The following is a 17,287-nucleotide window of genomic DNA, read 5'->3' as shown; positions in this document are numbered from 1 at the left end:
TTTCGACCCGCCCGTCAACAGTCAACAGTCAACAGTCAACAATCACCTGACGGTGCAACCGGAATTGATCTCAATTCGATGCCACACAACAAAAAACCCCTACCATCGCTGGCTGGGGTAGAAAATTATCAGGGTGCATCTACTAATATTTGCAACTATAACATACATTTGTGGGGTGTCACCCTTCAGGGGTGACACCCAACGAGGAATTTAGGTCAGAATAAATTATGATTTAATATGCCAATGATTAACAAAGCTTCTATATCATCTCGTTCTGTCCCAGCCGATCTAAAATTTAAGATTTAGAATAAATCTGTGCTAGACCTCAAATTAATCCGAGAAAACCCGCAAGCCGTGCAAGAAAGCCTCAACCTGCGGGGAGGTAACTATGAAATCGAGCCGATTTTGCAATTAGACAAACAGCAGCGGGAGTTGGAAGGCAAGCGATCGCAACTACAAGCCCGCAGCAACGAAATTGCCAAACTCATCGGTCAAAAAAGAAAATCGGGTTTACCCCTCGAATCTCCCGAAATTCAGGAACTGCAGGCAGAAGGCAACGCAGTCGGCACCGAGTCGAACGAATTGCAAGCACAGGAAAAAGAGCTAAAAGCTCAAATAGAAGCTTTATTGCTACCGCTGCCAAACTTGCCGGGTTCGTCAACGCCGATCGGCAAAAATGAAGAGGAAAACGTCGAAATCCGGCGCTGGGGAGACGAATACATTCCCCAAAATTCCGGTATTTTACCGCACTGGGAAATCGGCGAAAAATTAGGAATTATCAACTTTGAACGGGCAGTTAAAATCGCTCAGCCCCGCTTTGTAAGCTTAATGGGGGCTGGTGCAGCCCTGGAAAGAGCGATTATTCAATTCATGCTGGATCGCCACACAAAAGCAGGTTATGTAGAAGTCATTCCCCCATTTTTAGTTAACACTGAATCCCTCACCGCTACGGGTCAATTACCCAAATTTGCTGAAGAAAGTTTCAAGTGCGACCAAGATGATTTGTGGCTAATTCCTACTTCCGAAGTTCCGGTTGTCAATTTGTACAGAGGTGAAATTTTGACAGCAGAACAGTTGCCAATTTATCACTGTTCTTATACTCCTTGTTTTCGCCGCGAAGCTGGCAGTTACGGCAAAGATACGCGGGGATTAATTCGGTTGCATCAATTTAATAAAGTTGAATTGGTGAAACTCGTGCATCCGAGTACCTCCGAGGCAGAACACGAAAAGTTAGTGCAGGATGCTGAGGGAGTTTTGCAGGCGCTGAAATTGCCTTATCGGGCGATCGTACTGTGTACCGGCGACTTGGGTTTCGCTGCTGCCAAAACCTACGATTTAGAGGTGTGGCTGCCATCTGCTGGCAAATACCGCGAGATTTCCAGTTGTTCCAACGTCGCAGATTTTCAGGCGCGGCGGGCAAATATTCGCTTTAAAGAAGCGGGTAAAAAAGGCACTCAATTCGTTCACGCCCTTAACGGTTCCGGTTTAGCTGTGGGCCGGACAATGGCGGCAATTTTGGAGAATTACCAGCAGCCCGACGGAACTATAAAAGTGCCGGAAGCCTTACAACCCTATTTGGGACGGGAAGTTTTATAAGTCACTCGGCGATTGAAATCGCGACTATACAAACGAAGTCCGCGCAACGCGAGACTAAGAAGTAACACTGTTAGAACCCCGACTTCTTCAAGAAGTCGGGGTTCTGGATCTTCTGTTTTTTGAAGTGGCTCTAATTATACCAAATCAGGCATAAATATCCTCCTTATTTCTTAGTCCGCCGAATCATCTTTGTTTGTGTAGTAGCGGTTTCAACCGCTGAATCATCGACGTGGTAATTTATAGTTTAACTAATGCTTCCTTGATATCCAACGCTAAAAATCTATCCAATGCTAGATACATCCAGTAAACAGATAACTGACTATCGCTGCTAGTCTTCTGAAATCCCAAAGCCCGGGACTGTTTTTCGTACATGGGGTGAATCATCAGGGTGTACAAGTCGCAAAGATTTGGAAAATCTGTTTGCATTTCGCCTAAAACTTTTTGGGCGTCTTCGAGAAAAGCAATGCGGTATTCTGACAAATACTGCGGATCGATCATCCAACTGCGGATAAATACTGACTGGCAATTTATATCTCCTGGTAGCGCCATATTGAAAGGATCGATATCGGAAATAGAACTTAAATGAAGGCTTTTGCTAGGAGCGTTAAAAAAATTGACTTCAGATTCGCTAACTGTGGGATAAAGTAAGTAAAACCCGACTGGATTGAGGTTATCTGAGCGCCGCAAAACTCGCATTCCCTTTGAGTATTGACTGGCAAAAAGCCGGAGTATTTTAGCAATTTTGTGGGGAACGGCGTTAGTGTTGCGGTTCATCCAGTTGTAATTGGTAGCTAATAAATTGGCAACGATAATTGCGTCGCACCGAGGGTTGAAATCATCTAATTGGAGTTGTACAGGATTTTGAGGTTCTGCGCCCTCGAAAATTTCTGAAACTGGTTGAATTTGAATTGCCGTAGTGTTACCGTCAAAGTGTTTTGCGATTAATCCGAGTGCTGCTAATTTATCTAACATCATTCCGGCGGCGCGATCGCTCCCGCGATCGGAATCGGAGTAAAATAGTTCGGCGGCTTCCCGGTGAGTGCACTGCACTTCTGTTGCTGGCACTTCCAGTTTCGCCAGCGGTGGTTTGATACGGGGCTGGCTTTCCTGAAGCTGTTTCACCGATAAGTAAACCCAAAGCCTGATAAAGCATTCAGCCCTAGTGCGAGTTACGCCTAGTCGTTTCATCAACAGCGAAACAGCCGTGCGGCGTTGAGAAGGAGAATACCAAGTATCTAGTTTTGCAATATCCATTTCAGTCGGGAAGCTGCGAAGGAACTCTAGTTACATATTGGCTCAATTACCATAAACTTCACCCCGCTTCAGGTTACTTGTTGCCTCTGTTGCTCAACTTGCCTGATTTCCGGCGACTCTACAAGATAGCTGCTTGCTCCTTGCAAGTTCACTGCTTCACACAGCACAATCAATTTTAGATGTTTTCTGGCTTGATTTAAGAAACCAACGCACCCGACTAAATTAGCAACTTTGGAGGTTTACGCCATGTACAGTGCTTATATCAATCGGATTGGAAAATTTTTGCCGGGAGAACCGATTAATAATGATGAGATGGAAGAATATCTTGGCAAAATTGCCTCGCGCCCTTCGAGAGTCAGGCAGCGAATTCTCAACAGCAACGGGATTCAACAGCGCTACTACGCGATCGACAAACAGCAGCAAACACTATATTCTAACAGCCAAATGGCCGCGTTTGCCGTCCGTGACGCGATCGCCCAGGCAAATTTGGAACCAGGGGCGATCGACTTATTGGCCTGCGCTACTACTTTACCAGATTTATTAGTACCGGGATTTGCCAGCACAGTACATGGGGAACTTTCCGAATTATCTCCCCTAGAAATAGTGTCAACTCAAGGAGTTTGCTGTGCCGGAGTTAGTGCTTTAAATTACGCCGCCTCTCAAATCGAACTCGGCAAAAAACAAACCGCCATAGCCGTCGCTTCCGAATTTCCCTCGCGCCTCTTCAAAAACACCAAATTTGAAACAGAGACTTCTCTGCAAGCGGGAAAAACCCTGCCTTTCGATACAGAATTTCTCCGCTGGATGCTCTCCGACGGTGCCGGAGCATTGTTGCTCCAAAACCATCCCAGCGCAACAGGAATTAGTTTAAAAATAGAATGGATTGAACTCGTTTCTCACGCCAATGCTTATCCTGTTTGTATGTATTCAGGATTAGCCAACGAAACATCCACTAAAAGCTGGCTGGATTATTCTTCCTACCTCGATGCAGCCACAGCAGGAGCTTTTGACTTGCGGCAGAATATTCGCTTGCTGGAAAATGTAATGAAATTAGGCGTTGAAGGTTGGCTGCGGTTGATTAAAGCCGGGAGAGTTTGTCCGCAGGAAATCGACTGGCTGCTGTGCCACTATTCGTCTCACTTTTTCCGGGGGCAAATTGTGGAACTTCTGGAACAAGCAGGCTGCATGATTCCTGAAGAAAAATGGTTTACCAACTTATACACAAGGGGAAATACAGGCTGCGCCTCGATTTATTTAATGTTAGAGGAATTGTTCAATTCTGGCAAGTTGCAGCCTGGACAGAAAATCTTTTGTTTTGTCCCGGAAAGCGGGCGCTTTACCACGGCATATATGATGTTAACTGCTGTGGAAAATACCCATAAGCCTATGAGTTCTCAATTTTCTAACTTTCACGAGGTTCCGGAAACTTCGCCTCTCGAAAGCGTTAAACCTGCACACCCCAACTCTCCGCAAGCTTATTTGTTGCGGGAGTTAGCATGGATTTGGCTGAAGTTCGATCGCGAAATTCGTTCTGTTCCCATTGTCCGCAAATTGTACCGAGGAGAGTTTACAATAGAAGATTATCAAGCTTTGCTGTGCAATCTCCGGCCGCAAGTTGTAGAGGGAGCTCGCTGGATTGCTCGCGCTGCTTCTAACATGAGTGACTTTCGCCTGCGATCGACTTTTATCGGCCATGCTCAAGACGAACACCGCGACTATCAAATGCTAGAACAAAATTATGTTTCTGTGGGCGGTGAATTGGCAAAAATTGTGGAATATGATAAGAATATTGGCAGCGAAGCACTATCAGCTTTTATCTTTCACCAAGCATCGCGGGACAATCCGGTTGATTTAATTGGCAGTATGTTTATTATCGAAGGTTTGGGCAATCAGTTGGCGGGAAAGTGGGCAAGACAAATTCAAGAAACTCTCGGTTTGCAATCAGAACAAGTATCGTTTTTAGCTTATCACGGATCGAATGACGAGTCGCATTTAGCCAAACTGGAAAATTTGATTAATGCCGAATGGATGACAGATGATATTGCCCGCCGCATTGTCAAAACCGCTCGCGTAACTGCTCGTTTATATTTGCTGCAATTGGAGGAAATTCGCTAATGCAAAAGCTGCAAAAACAAGATACTGAAAATCTCCCAGATGAGCGAAAAATCCCTTACGCTACCAAACCCTACAACCGCCGAGATCCGAATGTTTGGGATGTGCTATTTTGCGATCGATCTATTCCCGTCGATTTAGTGGCAAAAGCCTACATGATCCGGGATTTGCAAAACTGGACTCGCAGTTATTTGCTGATTCCGATCAAAGTAATTGCTAACTTGTTGCTGGCGGTAATTATGACAACAAAGCGCCTGTTGCCATTTCAATTCCGCGCTTACACTTTAATGCACAAATCGGCTGCATTTTTCCTAAATAACTTTGTCTCGCCCGAAGCTTGTTATTTAATTGTCCGACACATCTGCATCGGCTCCAACATTATCAACTTCTTGATTGACAACGGCCCCGACACCCAGATAGAAAAGTCAAAGCTTTATCCGCGTACTGTTAGCGATTTAGCTGAGAATGCGTTTCTCGAACACGACTTAATTCTCTATAACTTTGTCTGGGATTACAACCAAGCAATGCTGACAAATCCTAACTGGTTGCAAGTCGTCAAAAAACGGGGAATAAATTATGATAGTATTCAACCAGTAGAAGTGGTCATAGATTTTGAAAAACGCAGATGGCTAAATATTCTGGATTTAGAATCGGCGATCGAATTGTTTAAAGTCTTTTATTCTCTGTGTTTGACTAGCGACGAATTTGCGCGAGCAGTGATGTCGCTTCAGTTAGATGAAAACTTCGGACTGTACGTCAGCGAGATTACCGGAAATTGCGACTGGAATCATGTAATTGTCAATCGCCATCCGCTAGCACCAAACAGTCCGTTTAATGCGGCACGCGACTTGTTTTTGCACGGGATAGTTTCGGAATATCTCTATCGGTATTTGGAACTCCAAAAAGAGATGAACTCAACTCCGATTAAATAACCCTAAATACCCGTAGGGGCGGGTTTTACAAATAATATTTAAGAAGCGCAAACAATCTAGATAAACCCGCCCCCACACAACGAATAATCTACATCAACCCTGTCTGTGTTCGCATCGAAAAAATGTACATTTGGATTGTTCGTCTTGGGAGGGCGGGTTTGTCAGATTATTCGTTTCCGACATAGATGGTTGGTAAAACCCGCCCCTACGCAATCTGAAATTATAGTTGATTTTTCAGGTATAAAATTAATAGGAAAAGTCAAGCTGCTGCTAGCTGTGCTTGTTCTGCGGCTTGGGGCAAATTTTGACTTACGACAATCCACTTGCCTGTAAGTGGGTCGCGGTAAGTAATAAACGGATTAGATTTTAAAGGTTGACTGCAAGGTTTAGCGCCCATTTCTACACACTCCCAATAAATGGTATTGAATAACTACTACAACACCATACCTTTAATAATCGGATATTTTGCCTAAAATCCGCGTGATTTATACCTGAACAATAGGTGATATTTTAGGTATGTTTTGGTGACCTAGAACACTGCCTAATGTGATTTAAAACTGCGTTGGCAGTGAGCTGTATCACCAAAAACCTTCTGTAAAAAAAATCTGCCTTCTGGTTTTTACCTTCTACCTTTAAGAAGACCACTATTTTCAGTATACATCTGATATTATTAAGTAAGGTAAAGACGTTTATCAGAGATCCCCTCACAAACTTATGGTGCTATTTGGATTTGGCAAAAAGTCGAGCCTGCCCTCTCCCCAAGAAGCCTTGCCGGGGCGGGCAGAGTCGATGTCGGTACCGACAACTCACTTTGTTAACGGCAATCCGCTCAAACCTCCCTTTCCAAACGGCATGGAGACTGCGTTGTTTGGCCTGGGCTGTTTTTGGGGAGCGGAACGCAAATTTTGGCAGCAAAATGGAGTTTTTTCGACGGCTGTTGGCTACGCGGCGGGGATTACTCCGAATCCTACTTACAACGAAGTTTGCAGCGGGATGACGGGACATAATGAAGTAGTTCTGGTTGTGTTCGATCCGAAAGTAATTAGTTACGAAACGCTGCTCAAAGTTTTTTGGGAAAGTCACAATCCTACTCAAGGAATGCGTCAGGGCAATGATTCTGGTACTCAGTATCGATCGGGCATTTACACATATTCAGCCAGCCAAAAGCAGCTAGCTGAAGCTTCGCGCGATGCCTACCAGCAGGCTTTGACTCCGGCCGGTTACGGCAAGATTACTACTGAAATTATTGAGGCTCCTGAGTTTTATTACGCAGAAAGCTATCACCAGCAGTATCTTGCTAAAAACCCGAACGGTTATTGCGGTTTGGGCGGTACTAAGGTTTGTTTGCCTGCTATGTCTCAGGCTTAAAACTTTTACAAGGGGTAGTTTTTTGGGGCTGTTGCAATAGTCCGGCAGTCCGGCAGGGGTTTAAACCCCTGCCTCAAAGCTTAAGTCGTCTGAAGACGACTGAAAGGTTATTGAGATGGTAAAAGGGATTAGTTGAAAGCAGGTAAAATAATGCTGGCTGGTGTGGTAATTATCAATTTAATGATATCTCTGGTCTGTTTTTATATAGCTGCGAAAGTGTGGAAAATCAGGCGGACGATCGCACGTTTGGAACTTCGGATCGCAGCAATCGAACGCTGTAGCAGCAATGTCCTCAGTATGTCGCCGGATTTCCTTGGTAAAAGGCAGCAAGGTACCCGCCAACTACGACGGCGTTATCAACAACTGGAATTGCAACTGCAACAGGTTCAGCAACTTTTGGGATTGCTGGGTTTGGGACGGATGCTTTGGTCCAGGCGCGATCGACGTTTGAGGTAAGCTATCCTAAAACTGCCGCCCGTGCTGACTCCCTAGGGTTTTCAACAATATTTCTACCTTTGTAAAGGGCTGCGATCGGGCAAACGCCCCTAAAATTGGTGTATGGAGAGAAGTTATAAAAATGTCAACTAAACGTTCAGGATTATTTATTGGCGGTTTGCTTGTGGGTTCTGCGATCGGGGCCGTGACTGGCTTGCTGATGGCACCGCGACCGGGCAAGGAGACGCGGCAGATATTGAAAAAATCGGCCGATGCTTTGCCGGAGTTGGCGGAGGATTTATCGACTAGCGTGCAGTTGCAGGCCGATCGACTTTCTGAAACTGCAATCCGAAATTGGGACGAAACTTTGATTAGACTCAAAGAGGCGATCGCGGCAGGTTTGGAAGCGACTCAGCGGGAACGCCAAACCCTGTCGGAAACTGAAGCTGAAGTGAGTCCCCCGTCGCGCCCTCCCATCCGCTAAATGGCATGAAATTCTCCACCCTCAATCCCAGATTCAAGTGAGTGATCCCATATTTTGGCTAGGACTTTCGATTTTGCTAGTGGCAGTTAGCCTGACTGCTGTTTTAGTGACTTTAATACCTGCAGTGCAAGCGCTGGCCCGGGCGGCCCGCAGCGTGGAAAAGCTCGCTGATACGCTTTCTCGCGAATTTCCGCCCACTTTGGAGGCGATTCGCTTGACGGGGCTGGAAATTAGTGAGTTGACGGATGATGTCAGCGAGGGAGTACAAAGTGCGGGCGAGGTTGTCAAACAGGTCGATCGAAGTATTGGTAGCGCCAAAAAGCAGGCGCAAAATGTGCAGGTAACTACTCGCAGCCTGGTGACTGGGGTTAAGGCTGCTTGGAAAACTTTAACTCGCAAGCCACCGATTTCTGGGACAAATCGCCGATCGACAGATAGATTGTCGCCGAGTCAAAGAAGTGCGCTTTCGGTGAGGGATTCGGGTTTGGAGGACAGGTATTCTGGGGTTTACGGTGCGAGTAATGGGGAATCGCCCAGGTTGAGGAGTAGCGAGGGTTCTGGTTTGCCGGGGGATGCTGAAGAGTTTGAGGAAGTGTCGAAGGATTCTTGATAGTCGATCGCTTTTTACCTTGCTTGTTTCAACTTTTGAATTTCCTCCATACTCAATCCTGTTGTTTGAGCGATCGTTGCTTCATCTAATACATCCAGAAGTCCTTTGGCAATTTCGATCGCTTTTGCTTTCACAGCCTGCTTCACAGCTTTAATAGTAGCATTCCGCTGGTCTTGTATGTAAATTTCCTGATGTTCTAAATCTTCCAACTCTTCGCGCGTTAAATCGGCGCGATTCGCAACTTCAAAAGCTTTCTGAATTGCCTGGACTTCTCCCATTTGTTCCGGTACAACTTCTAAACTTTTGGCATTTTTCAGAAAATATATCCACTTATCGGTTAGAGTTTCTAATTCTTCTAATTTTTTGCCGAATTTGGGTAATTCAACAAACACTAACTCGATATCGTAAATTAGATAGTCAACCAGATAATCTCTTTCTTTGAGGACAAAGCGGGAAATTACTTTGTCGAGATTGGGAAACATTTCAAAGTCAGTAATAGTTAAGGCAATTACCGGATTTAGTAGCGTGTAATCTACTCCTGTGTCTAGTTGAATCGAATAAGCTTTAGCAGCATTGTACAATATCCGCTTTTCAAAGCCTTCTACATTCAATACCTGCATTTCGATAATGACTGTTTGCTCGTTATTCAGCTTGGCTCGGATATCTAAGTAAGTATCTTTAACTCCTCTAATTTTGGGGGGTTGATAGGGATTGAGGATTTCTAAAGATTCGATCGCAGAATTACCTTGGTAGAGGATGGCGTTGAGAAAACTGATGAGGATTTCTTTGTTTTGTTCGTCGCCGAAGATTTTTTTAAAGGCAAAATCTGTTTTGGGATTGATAAATCTCATTTGTGAAACGTCGCCTGTGAAGGAATCGTTCTCGATTAACATTATAGCACAATACGGTTCAGTTAGTGCTAAAAAAACCGATCGTGGGTAGGTTGGGTTGAGGAACGAAACCCAACATTTTCCCTACAATTTTCCACGGGCCCAAGCGTATTGGATTATAGCATTTATGCTCTTTGGTTGAGGGTATGATTAGATCGCAAAGCTTTTCAGTAAGATTGGTGGTTGAGGGGCGAGATCCCTTCAGTTAGATTAGTTACTATAGGGGCGATCGCACATCTAATCTTTTTTATCCAAGTCTTCTGTTTTTGCAGTTTCTGAAGTTGAGGGGAATTCTAGTCGAATGTTAATATCAATTGATATTGTATTTTTCTCAATCACACCTATACCAACTATTTTTACTAATGCTTCTGTAGGTACAGAATTATTTATTTTAAATTCAGGAGAAGACAGAGTTTTATATCCGGCTTCCTGTAGCCGATCGCAAATATTGCGCCAATTTCCTACAGGTTCGTTAGGTACATCTGCGAGTTTTTTAACATATTGGTATAAAGTTTTACATAAATAAACCTCTGCACTTTTGGAACTCTGAAACAGTTGGCGGGCGATTTCGGCGGGACTGCAACCGGAAAGCAATCCTCGGAGGTAAAGTTTTTCTGTTTCTGTTAGTCCCCTGCGCGATCGGGGTGAGATTTGCCGTTTAGCTTCTGCAAAAGCTTGGTACAGCCTTTCTAAATCCCAGTGTTTGGCGGCTTCGGCAAATAAGTCTTCCTTTGGTACCATTGTCGGGTGTGTTGAGATGTGGCTAACGATAGCATAACGGAAATTGCTAGCGTTTGTTAGTTGCTTGGTATCGGTAGCTAGTGTAGTATTATACTAAGACTAAAGATATAAGTGTAAATACTTAGATCAACGGGAGGCGCGATCGCTTCAACTAACGTCAAAGCTAGTATTTGCAAAAGTCAGAGGGCGCTAAGTAAAGTTTTGTAACAAAAAAGCAGTATTTTGCATAAAACTTGCGGACTCAGCCTGATAGATAAATAGAGCTTTAGAAGTACCGCTACTGTTGCGGTTCATCGGGGCTAAGGGTTCATGAGGGCGATCGGCCGATCGGCTTTTACAACAAACAGTTTATTTAATCCAAGCAAACACAGGGCAAGTCTATGTACTTGTCTCTAATCAACACGAGGGAATAACGTGTCTAATTTTTTCACGCCTGAATTTAATAACGAAAGTGCGATCGCACCTTGGAATGCCAGCCTAGAACCGACTAAGGCAATTATCCCGCAGCTAGATGCTAACCGCGTCCTAACCGGGGGTGTTGGTGAGGAAGTTAATCTCCCGACTTTAACGCCAGAAGCCTATGAAAATATCATCTTGCCTGAGGATTTGCTAACCCGGATGGCTAGTGCAGTGAGCACGGACTCCAACAGCAGTTTACCGGATAGCTCTGTCGATTTGCTAACAGGTCAGGCGATGTCAGAAGTCTATGGGGATTTGAGTAAGTTTGCAGCCGATCCAGATTTCGCAGCTAAGCTGAATGTGGCTTTTGGGGAAAACTGGGATGCTGCGGCTGCGAAAGCCTTAGCTGAAGGATGGTTTCAGGGAGATTTTAGCGATATCCCGTCGGTGAAGGTTGTCTCGTCTGCTGAGATTGGCGGGGCGAATGGGGCTTTTGCAGCAGCGACGGATACGATTTATTTATCGAAGGAATTTTTGACTCAGAATGTGGCGAATCCGGCGGCGGTGGCGGATGTGTTGCTGGAAGAAATCGGGCACTCTGTTGATGCGCGGTTGAATGTTACGGATTCACCGGGAGATGAGGGGGCGATTTTTGGGGCGATCGTTCAGGGTAAGGAGTTGAGTCACGGTGAGCTTCAGGGGTTGAAGAGTAAGGACGATCGGGCGACTGCCACTATAGATGGAAAGGTTATTGAGATAGAAGAGCAGCGGCTTTTAGGTGGATCGCAGGGAACAATACTGGGAGTAGATGGATCAAGCATTCTTCTAGGTGGAGCACTGACTAGAAACGATAGCAACAATCCCACCAGGGACGGCAAGTTCGCTGATGATTACCGTTTCGATAATCTCAGTCCAGGTCAACAATTGCAACTCGATTTGAACTCAGATGACTTTGATAGTTTTCTGCAACTGGTAGATGAAAGAACTGGTCGAGTTATTACTCAGGATGATGATGCTGGTGGCAACAGAAACTCTCGCTTGAGCTTTACTGTACAACCAAATATCAATTATATAGTACGGGCTACCAGCTACGATCCAGGTGAGACCGGCAATTACACAATCAGTTCTATAAACTTATCGAATATTTCTCCAGACCCGGATGGAGCGCCAGACAAAGCCAAACCTTTAGTTCTTCAGGGAAAAAGCCTAAGTAATGGTCAAAATGGTGGCATCATTGAGAGTGAAAATATCGGTCGTAACTACAACTATGGCAAAGATTCTGCTGACTACTACAAGTTCTCACTGAATGAAGCTAGACGAATTAACATTGCGTTGGACAACTTAACAGCGGACGCAGATCTAGTGCTATTTAGAGAAGGTGATAACACTTTCAGAGAGGAATCTGGAAGGTCATTTACAAATCCTGAAGCTATCAGCCGTGAGTTGCAGCCTGGCACTTATTTTGTCAAAGTTATTCCCTACGAAACAGCACAAACTGATTACAAACTGCGGATTACTGAACTCACTGGAAATATTGAGGAAAAGGGATTGTGGAGAGGTTATGATGAAGAAAATAAGTTCTATAACAATGGAGTAAATTTATATCGCTTTGACAAAAATGGACGCCAAGACAATCTAGGTATTGAGTCTGATAAAGATACAATTGTAGTCATTCATGGCTGGACGGATAGCACTGAAACAGATAGTGACGGAAAAGAAAGCCCAATCAAATCGTTAGGGAAAGCTGCTGCTGAGAAATATACTAATTATCAAGTGCTTGCTTTAGATTGGCGCGATCCTGCAAGAAACTCCACAAGTTCTGATCGCAAAGATAAAGGTCGAGATAGTGTGTTTCCATATCATGGTGCCCGCTCAATTACACCCGTAGCTACATGGGCTGTTAACACACTCATAAATTTGGGAATTAATCCAAATAAGCTCAGTATTTTTGGTCATAGTTTAGGTTCTCATCTCGGCACTGAAATAGGACGCATATTCAATGAAGATAAAAAATTAGGGCAGCTTAAGAACTTTGTTGCACTAGATCCGGCTCATGACATAAATGACTATGACCTTGACGGAAACATACCAGGCGATCAAAAGGTTAAGGAAAAGTGGGATTTTGCTCAAAGAAGTCTAGCACTTGTTGGCAAAGAGGGGGGGGTAGGTGTAGAAGGCATCGCAGGTTCTAGTGAGGGAGCTGCAAGAGCTCAGGATTCTCTTGTTGTTGACCTTACTGATGAGCGTATCAATCCGGGAACATATCACATCGCTCCAGTCAAAATCTTCCAAAAAGCTTTGGAAAAAAACTATTTAAAGTTGGAAGAAAACTTAGCTTTACCTAATGGTCTCATACGGAACTCCTATGATGACAATGCTTCTGTCGCTCACTTTCGGAATGGGAGACATGAAGGGAAAATAGTAGCTAAGTCAGATGGAACCATAGAGACACTGGAATATGTCAATAGGACTGGTTTCTTCGGCGAACTCAAAGGTGATGGACGAGCATGGACAAGCTGATACTATCCGTTTTTGTACAAGTGCAATTTCTCTCCCTTGTCATGTGCGATTGTCTTCAATATTTCCTCACTAAAACTCAGTCCAATTCACAGTTAAAAACAAGTAACAATGGCATTAAGATTTACCAATGATAATGGTCTTATTCGCTTGCTTGGCGATAATACCTCAGAATCTATTACCCTATCGCCTGGAGAACTAACAAATATTCCTGGCGGTGTTTGGGTTCGCGGTGGTAACGATACAGTCATAGGTTCTGCTGATAGTGAACTCATTCTAGGAAACGAGGGTCTAGATAGCATTTCAGGCGGTGCTGGTAACGACACTCTCAGCGGTGGCAAAGATAGCGATTTTGTAGATGGAGGCATTGGCAACGATTTAGTCAAAGGCGATCAAGATTCCGATACCATCAGAGGCGGAGACGGAAACGATAGTTTATTTGGTGGTAGAGGCAAAGATCAACTTTTTGGCGATGCTGGAGATGATTTCCTGTCAGGTGATAGGGACAACGATACACTCACTGGCGGACTGGGAAGAGATACATTTGCCCTATCAACAGGCGAGGGTTTAGATATCATCACCGACTTTGAGAATGGCATTGATTTAATCCAGCTACCAGCAGGTCTGAATTTTGATGCTATCTCAATTGAAAGTACAGGTGGTAATGCAGTGATTACTGTGAAAAGTACAGGTGAATCATTCGCTCAATTGAATAATATTGAAGGTTCCAGCATCACAAGAGCTAACTTTGCGAGTAGTGGGGTGCAGCCTGTACTCTCATCCTTAGAGCCTACTATGCCTCCAGTCCCATCCATACCTGGAATTCCTGTCCCGTCAGATATCAGCTTTTAATCGCGACTGTAAGAGGAATAATGCTAAGCGATCGCCCTTTTTTCCCGAAATAACCAAAAGGGCGATCGCCTTTCCCATGTCGAATCCCTGCATTGCGATGGCTCCTTTCCATCCAGCTATCCCAAAAACGATCGCCCTTTCCTTCCCAAAGTGCGATCGCTCTTTCATCAATCAATAAAAACTTCTGGTTGTTGTTAACTACAAATCTAAACGTGATAAGCAGTAATAGCCACTATTCCATCAGCACTGTAAATAGCTTCGATGCGTCTAAAAGTAGAATGAGTCCACCATACTTTCAGGCGATTTCCTTGAGCCGGAGCTGTACCAATTTTACCGTAGCCTGCTGTCAAGAGAAGTAACTCAAATTCTGTAGAAGGCAAAGTTTTGGCAGTAATTTGAATGATGCCGTCAAGCTTATGCTTATCAAGGGTCATAGCTACCTTGGTAAGTGCTATAGATACGGTAGCCAGGGAATACTAAAGCAATGCCAATGGGACTGTGAATAGTCCCCGGATAGCTTTCTTCGGGCTCGCTACCCCCAATCCGAATTTTGAGCGCACCCAGCCAAATGTAAAGCCCTGGAATTAAAGTATCTAAACTGTAGGCGATCGCCCGCATTTGAAGATCCGGGGGATTAATCGGTTTTAAATACTGTGGCTTTTCAGGTTGAGAAATGGACATGGCACTGATTCCTGTGCGGTATGGTGGAGAAGCGGTCTTGTTGAGAACATTTTAACATAACCTAAGTTTCACTTGCAAATTGTCAAGCTTAATTAATCTTATTTTACTTTAACTTGCGTAAGTCAGTTTGTCGGCATTTATGAAGACTACTCAAAGCTCGATCGCCCTTTTTGTCCGAAAGTGTGATCGCCCTATAATTTCAGCATGGCAACAACTGTCAAATTCAACAGAGCGAGCGGTATAATTAAAAAATCAACATCAAATACAGTCAATTAATGCCATGATTGCTAATTTGCCCATCAAGCTGCCTCACTTACCCAACAGCTTGCCCAGCGAAGGTTCTGTCCGCATTGAGTTGGTCAACGGACTCTTAATATTTAGCGCTTCTATTCAAACCCAGGAACGAATTCAAACTTTAACAGCTCAACAACAAGCATCAAATCTCACTCCCGAAGAACAAACAGAATTGGATGGATATCGAGAATTCATTAGCTATCTAAATTTGGTAAATGAAACCATGAAAAATACTTTTCTATATCCTTTGCGAGGCACTGTCATTGGCTATGATGAGCCGTTTGAACCTGCGGTTTCCTTGGAAGATTGGGAAGTGTTACAATGATTGTACTAGATACTCATATATGGGTTTGGTGGGTTGACGATAACACACGACTGACTCAGAAACATCGGGACTGGATACAACAATATCAATCTCAAGGTTTAGGAATCAGCATCATTTCTTGTTGGGAGGTTGCTAAATTAGTAGAAATGGGAAGACTTACTTTGTCCGTTACAGTTGATGAGTGGTTAAAACAAGCTTTGGCTTATCCCGGAGTGCAGCTACTCGAACTCACCATTCCCATCATTGTCGAGTCAACTAAACTCACAGGTTTTCACCGCGATCCAGCAGATCAAATCATTGTGGCAACTGCGAGGATTTGCGGGTGTCCCTTACTAACTGCTGATGCAAAAATTCTGGCATATCCTGATGTACAGACTCTTCAGTGACCTGTAAAAAATGCCTTCGCCCCGGCCGCAAACCCTGGTTTCGCTGCTACTTTCAGTGAGGGAAAATACATGAAAATTCGAGAATCTCAAGGTAAGAGTGTCTGGAACCATTCTGAGGGTTGGTGCTGCGAGCCTCTTGACCCCATACCGCCCCAGGGCTGTTTCATTCTTGGTAGGGGCCGTGCCCCCGTGCCGGCCCTTTTGGCCTGAAACCCCCATTCGATGATTGGTGGCGGGGGTAGGCACGGGGGCACTACCCCTACAAAAACCTCGTTTTTGGTGAGAATGAAACAGCCCCCCATACCGCCTGGTCATATTGCCCTAGCCGTTGAAGCGATAGATATTAATCTTGTAGACTGGGATATCGAAGAAATTGGCGAAAAAGCAGGTTTTGATATTCAGTACAAATACACGGGAGTGAATGACCCGAAAGATTCATCTTTAGCTTGCGTAAGTCAGTTTGTGGGTATCTATGAAGACTTCTCAAAGCTCGATCGGCCTCTCGAAGCTTTGATTGTGGCCGGCATCCCTTGTCATCTATTTAATAGGACTTACCCATGAGGCCCAGAAACCGGGTTTTTTATCAAAATACTTCGTTGTAGGCTGCAGATTCGGTAAAAAACCCGGTTTCTTTAGTCGGAGTGCATCAGTCCTGTCTGATAATGTTTTGGGCGTAGCGCAATTGTTTCTTTTTCCGAAAGTGCGATCGCCCCTCGGACATCTCAAATCCCAAAGTGCGATCGGCATCTCTAAGTTAAGATATAAACTGAGAAATTACCCTCATAGCAATACAACAGGAATGTGCGATCGGAAATTCTCAAAATCTTTATCAGTAGTGAAAATGCTGTAACCACGACGATGAGCAACGGCACATAACAGAAAATCAGTATTTGAACCCTGAATGCCATTACTGCGACAGGTATTGAAAAACTCTGCGGCTAACTCATAATCTTCAGTTGTTAGCTCTAAATCAGGAAAAGCACGAAGATACTCTTGTAATCGAATAAATTGTTCCTTGTAGCGCACCCCAGAAAGCACCTCCTGACGAATAGCCCCCAGTAAAACAACTCGTCCATCTGCAATCAAATCGCGTAGGACTTTAACGATCGCGATCGCATCATTTGTTGTGTTACGCCGCAAAGCCAGCGACCAAACCGAACTATCAACAAGAACATTCATGTTGTTTGTCGCTGTTGCTTGTAGTTATAATCTTCCTCGTATTCAATAGTACCAAACAATTCTAATATTTTTAATTGTTTGCGACGTTGGATGTACTCGCGTAAAGCTGCTTCGATTAATGTAGTAGGTGTTTGATGGTTACTCAAATCAAGGGCTTCTTGAAGAAGAGTTTTGTCAATTTCGAGCGTAGTTACCATGTATTTTCCTCGTGCAAGTAGGGTATCACGTAATT

Annotated in this window: 21 protein-coding genes; 12 read left to right on the top strand and 9 right to left on the bottom strand. The window is 44.3% G+C overall.

The window, feature by feature from the left end:
* The first annotated feature begins 315 nt into the window (after window positions 1-315).
* Entirely contained in the window at window positions 316-1,596 is a 1,281-nt protein-coding gene (serS, locus tag QUB35_RS25300; RefSeq protein ID WP_333105906.1) for a serine--tRNA ligase, read from the top strand.
* Between the two features lie 237 nt (window positions 1,597-1,833).
* Here the strand turns inward: serS and QUB35_RS25295 are convergent, their stop codons facing one another.
* Window positions 1,834-2,850: a hypothetical protein gene (locus QUB35_RS25295; RefSeq protein WP_333144423.1), complete on the bottom strand. Its 1,017-nt coding sequence runs from the start codon at window positions 2,848-2,850 to the stop codon at window positions 1,834-1,836.
* Between the two features lie 246 nt (window positions 2,851-3,096).
* Here QUB35_RS25295 and QUB35_RS25290 point away from each other — a divergent pair, with 246 nt between their 5' ends.
* Window positions 3,097-4,965 (top strand): 3-oxoacyl-[acyl-carrier-protein] synthase III C-terminal domain-containing protein, encoded by a 1,869-nt coding sequence (locus tag QUB35_RS25290; RefSeq protein ID WP_333144422.1) that lies wholly within the window; start codon window positions 3,097-3,099, stop codon window positions 4,963-4,965.
* Window positions 4,965-5,894, top strand: coding sequence for a DUF6999 family protein (locus QUB35_RS25285; protein ID WP_333144421.1), 930 nt, complete (start codon window positions 4,965-4,967; stop codon window positions 5,892-5,894). Before QUB35_RS25290 ends, QUB35_RS25285 begins: the two co-directional genes overlap by 1 nt.
* 259 nt (window positions 5,895-6,153) lie before the next feature.
* Here the strand turns inward: QUB35_RS25285 and QUB35_RS25280 are convergent, their stop codons facing one another.
* The gene (locus QUB35_RS25280; protein WP_333144420.1) at window positions 6,154-6,291 is read right to left on the bottom strand and encodes a hypothetical protein; all 138 of its coding nucleotides are present in this window, start codon (window positions 6,289-6,291) and stop codon (window positions 6,154-6,156) included.
* Between the two features lie 317 nt (window positions 6,292-6,608).
* Between QUB35_RS25280 and msrA the strand changes: the two genes are divergently transcribed.
* The 4 genes from msrA to QUB35_RS25260 all read left to right on the top strand — a co-directional run bounded on the left by msrA (window position 6,609) and on the right by QUB35_RS25260 (window position 8,791).
* Window positions 6,609-7,262, top strand: coding sequence for a peptide-methionine (S)-S-oxide reductase MsrA (gene msrA / locus QUB35_RS25275; protein ID WP_333144419.1), 654 nt, complete (start codon window positions 6,609-6,611; stop codon window positions 7,260-7,262).
* Between the two features lie 132 nt (window positions 7,263-7,394).
* Window positions 7,395-7,718, top strand: coding sequence for a hypothetical protein (locus tag QUB35_RS25270; RefSeq protein WP_333144418.1), 324 nt, complete (start codon window positions 7,395-7,397; stop codon window positions 7,716-7,718).
* A 121-nt stretch (window positions 7,719-7,839) separates the two neighbouring features.
* Window positions 7,840-8,181 (top strand): YtxH domain-containing protein, encoded by a 342-nt coding sequence (locus QUB35_RS25265; RefSeq protein WP_333105898.1) that lies wholly within the window; start codon window positions 7,840-7,842, stop codon window positions 8,179-8,181.
* Window positions 8,182-8,218: 37 nt separating this feature from the next.
* Window positions 8,219-8,791 carry a DUF948 domain-containing protein gene (locus QUB35_RS25260; RefSeq protein WP_333144417.1) on the top strand — a complete coding sequence of 191 codons (573 nt, stop codon included), beginning with the start codon at window positions 8,219-8,221 and terminating at the stop codon, window positions 8,789-8,791.
* Window positions 8,792-8,805: 14 nt separating this feature from the next.
* On the opposite strand, the gene QUB35_RS25255 is transcribed toward QUB35_RS25260, so the two are convergent.
* Window positions 8,806-9,642 carry an Rpn family recombination-promoting nuclease/putative transposase gene (locus QUB35_RS25255; protein ID WP_333300870.1) on the bottom strand — a complete coding sequence of 279 codons (837 nt, stop codon included), beginning with the start codon at window positions 9,640-9,642 and terminating at the stop codon, window positions 8,806-8,808.
* Window positions 9,643-9,918: 276 nt separating this feature from the next.
* Window positions 9,919-10,422 carry a DNA-binding response regulator gene (locus tag QUB35_RS25250; RefSeq protein WP_333144415.1) on the bottom strand — a complete coding sequence of 168 codons (504 nt, stop codon included), beginning with the start codon at window positions 10,420-10,422 and terminating at the stop codon, window positions 9,919-9,921.
* 414 nt (window positions 10,423-10,836) lie between these two features.
* Between QUB35_RS25250 and QUB35_RS25245 the strand changes: the two genes are divergently transcribed.
* Both QUB35_RS25245 and QUB35_RS25240 read left to right on the top strand, forming a co-directional pair.
* Window positions 10,837-13,341, top strand: coding sequence for a pre-peptidase C-terminal domain-containing protein (locus QUB35_RS25245; protein ID WP_333144414.1), 2,505 nt, complete (start codon window positions 10,837-10,839; stop codon window positions 13,339-13,341).
* 108 nt (window positions 13,342-13,449) lie between these two features.
* On the top strand, window positions 13,450-14,190 hold the full coding sequence (locus tag QUB35_RS25240) for a hypothetical protein (RefSeq protein WP_333144413.1): 741 nt from the start codon (window positions 13,450-13,452) through the stop codon (window positions 14,188-14,190).
* On the opposite strand, the gene QUB35_RS25235 is transcribed toward QUB35_RS25240, so the two are convergent.
* The 3 genes from QUB35_RS25235 to QUB35_RS25225 are packed head-to-tail and all read right to left on the bottom strand — an operon-like array spanning window position 14,173 to window position 14,871.
* Window positions 14,173-14,358: a hypothetical protein gene (locus QUB35_RS25235; protein ID WP_333144412.1), complete on the bottom strand. Its 186-nt coding sequence runs from the start codon at window positions 14,356-14,358 to the stop codon at window positions 14,173-14,175. The two genes, QUB35_RS25240 and QUB35_RS25235, sit on opposite strands and share 18 nt — an antisense overlap.
* A gap of 38 nt (window positions 14,359-14,396) precedes the next feature.
* Window positions 14,397-14,624: a hypothetical protein gene (locus QUB35_RS25230; protein WP_333144411.1), complete on the bottom strand. Its 228-nt coding sequence runs from the start codon at window positions 14,622-14,624 to the stop codon at window positions 14,397-14,399.
* On the bottom strand, window positions 14,614-14,871 hold the full coding sequence (locus QUB35_RS25225) for a hypothetical protein (RefSeq protein WP_333144410.1): 258 nt from the start codon (window positions 14,869-14,871) through the stop codon (window positions 14,614-14,616). The genes QUB35_RS25230 and QUB35_RS25225 overlap by 11 nt, the downstream gene beginning before the upstream one ends.
* A gap of 280 nt (window positions 14,872-15,151) precedes the next feature.
* Here QUB35_RS25225 and QUB35_RS25220 point away from each other — a divergent pair, with 280 nt between their 5' ends.
* The 3 genes from QUB35_RS25220 to QUB35_RS25210 all read left to right on the top strand — a co-directional run bounded on the left by QUB35_RS25220 (window position 15,152) and on the right by QUB35_RS25210 (window position 16,437).
* A complete protein-coding gene (locus tag QUB35_RS25220) occupies window positions 15,152-15,490 on the top strand; it encodes a hypothetical protein (RefSeq protein ID WP_015174148.1) in 339 nt (112 codons plus the stop codon).
* Entirely contained in the window at window positions 15,487-15,876 is a 390-nt protein-coding gene (locus QUB35_RS25215) for a type II toxin-antitoxin system VapC family toxin (protein ID WP_333144409.1), read from the top strand. The genes QUB35_RS25220 and QUB35_RS25215 overlap by 4 nt, the downstream gene beginning before the upstream one ends.
* Window positions 15,877-16,161: 285 nt before the next feature.
* The gene (locus QUB35_RS25210) at window positions 16,162-16,437 is read left to right on the top strand and encodes a hypothetical protein (RefSeq protein WP_333144408.1); all 276 of its coding nucleotides are present in this window, start codon (window positions 16,162-16,164) and stop codon (window positions 16,435-16,437) included.
* A 219-nt stretch (window positions 16,438-16,656) separates the two neighbouring features.
* Here the strand turns inward: QUB35_RS25210 and vapC are convergent, their stop codons facing one another.
* Both vapC and QUB35_RS25200 read right to left on the bottom strand, forming a co-directional pair.
* Entirely contained in the window at window positions 16,657-17,055 is a 399-nt protein-coding gene (gene vapC, locus QUB35_RS25205) for a type II toxin-antitoxin system VapC family toxin (RefSeq protein ID WP_333144407.1), read from the bottom strand.
* On the bottom strand, window positions 17,052-17,252 hold the full coding sequence (locus tag QUB35_RS25200; protein WP_333144406.1) for a type II toxin-antitoxin system VapB family antitoxin: 201 nt from the start codon (window positions 17,250-17,252) through the stop codon (window positions 17,052-17,054). Before QUB35_RS25200 ends, vapC begins: the two co-directional genes overlap by 4 nt.
* Window positions 17,253-17,287: the final 35 nt, after the last annotated feature.

Source organism: Microcoleus sp. B13-B6, assembly GCF_036705405.1.
Classification (GTDB): domain Bacteria; phylum Cyanobacteriota; class Cyanobacteriia; order Cyanobacteriales; family Microcoleaceae; genus Microcoleus.
This window is presented reverse-complemented; position numbering and strand designations above follow the sequence as displayed.

What these genes read in the sequence shown, in the direction of transcription:
- QUB35_RS25295 (WP_333144423.1), bottom strand. Translation starts at nt 2,850, where the DNA reads ATGGATATTGCAAAACTAGATACTTGGTATTCTCCTTCTCAACGCCGC.
- QUB35_RS25290 (WP_333144422.1), top strand. Translation starts at nt 3,097, where the DNA reads ATGTACAGTGCTTATATCAATCGGATTGGAAAATTTTTGCCGGGAGAA.
- QUB35_RS25285 (WP_333144421.1), top strand. Translation starts at nt 4,965, where the DNA reads ATGCAAAAGCTGCAAAAACAAGATACTGAAAATCTCCCAGATGAGCGA.
- QUB35_RS25280 (WP_333144420.1), bottom strand. Translation starts at nt 6,291, where the DNA reads ATGGGCGCTAAACCTTGCAGTCAACCTTTAAAATCTAATCCGTTTATT.
- msrA (WP_333144419.1), top strand. Translation starts at nt 6,609, where the DNA reads ATGGTGCTATTTGGATTTGGCAAAAAGTCGAGCCTGCCCTCTCCCCAA.
- QUB35_RS25265 (WP_333105898.1), top strand. Translation starts at nt 7,840, where the DNA reads ATGTCAACTAAACGTTCAGGATTATTTATTGGCGGTTTGCTTGTGGGT.
- QUB35_RS25255 (WP_333300870.1), bottom strand. Translation starts at nt 9,642, where the DNA reads ATGAGATTTATCAATCCCAAAACAGATTTTGCCTTTAAAAAAATCTTC.
- QUB35_RS25250 (WP_333144415.1), bottom strand. Translation starts at nt 10,422, where the DNA reads ATGGTACCAAAGGAAGACTTATTTGCCGAAGCCGCCAAACACTGGGAT.
- QUB35_RS25240 (WP_333144413.1), top strand. Translation starts at nt 13,450, where the DNA reads ATGGCATTAAGATTTACCAATGATAATGGTCTTATTCGCTTGCTTGGC.
- QUB35_RS25235 (WP_333144412.1), bottom strand. Translation starts at nt 14,358, where the DNA reads ATGAAAGAGCGATCGCACTTTGGGAAGGAAAGGGCGATCGTTTTTGGG.
- QUB35_RS25230 (WP_333144411.1), bottom strand. Translation starts at nt 14,624, where the DNA reads ATGACCCTTGATAAGCATAAGCTTGACGGCATCATTCAAATTACTGCC.
- QUB35_RS25225 (WP_333144410.1), bottom strand. Translation starts at nt 14,871, where the DNA reads ATGTCCATTTCTCAACCTGAAAAGCCACAGTATTTAAAACCGATTAAT.
- QUB35_RS25220 (WP_015174148.1), top strand. Translation starts at nt 15,152, where the DNA reads ATGATTGCTAATTTGCCCATCAAGCTGCCTCACTTACCCAACAGCTTG.
- QUB35_RS25215 (WP_333144409.1), top strand. Translation starts at nt 15,487, where the DNA reads ATGATTGTACTAGATACTCATATATGGGTTTGGTGGGTTGACGATAAC.
- QUB35_RS25210 (WP_333144408.1), top strand. Translation starts at nt 16,162, where the DNA reads ATGAAACAGCCCCCCATACCGCCTGGTCATATTGCCCTAGCCGTTGAA.
- vapC (WP_333144407.1), bottom strand. Translation starts at nt 17,055, where the DNA reads ATGAATGTTCTTGTTGATAGTTCGGTTTGGTCGCTGGCTTTGCGGCGT.
- QUB35_RS25200 (WP_333144406.1), bottom strand. Translation starts at nt 17,252, where the DNA reads ATGGTAACTACGCTCGAAATTGACAAAACTCTTCTTCAAGAAGCCCTT.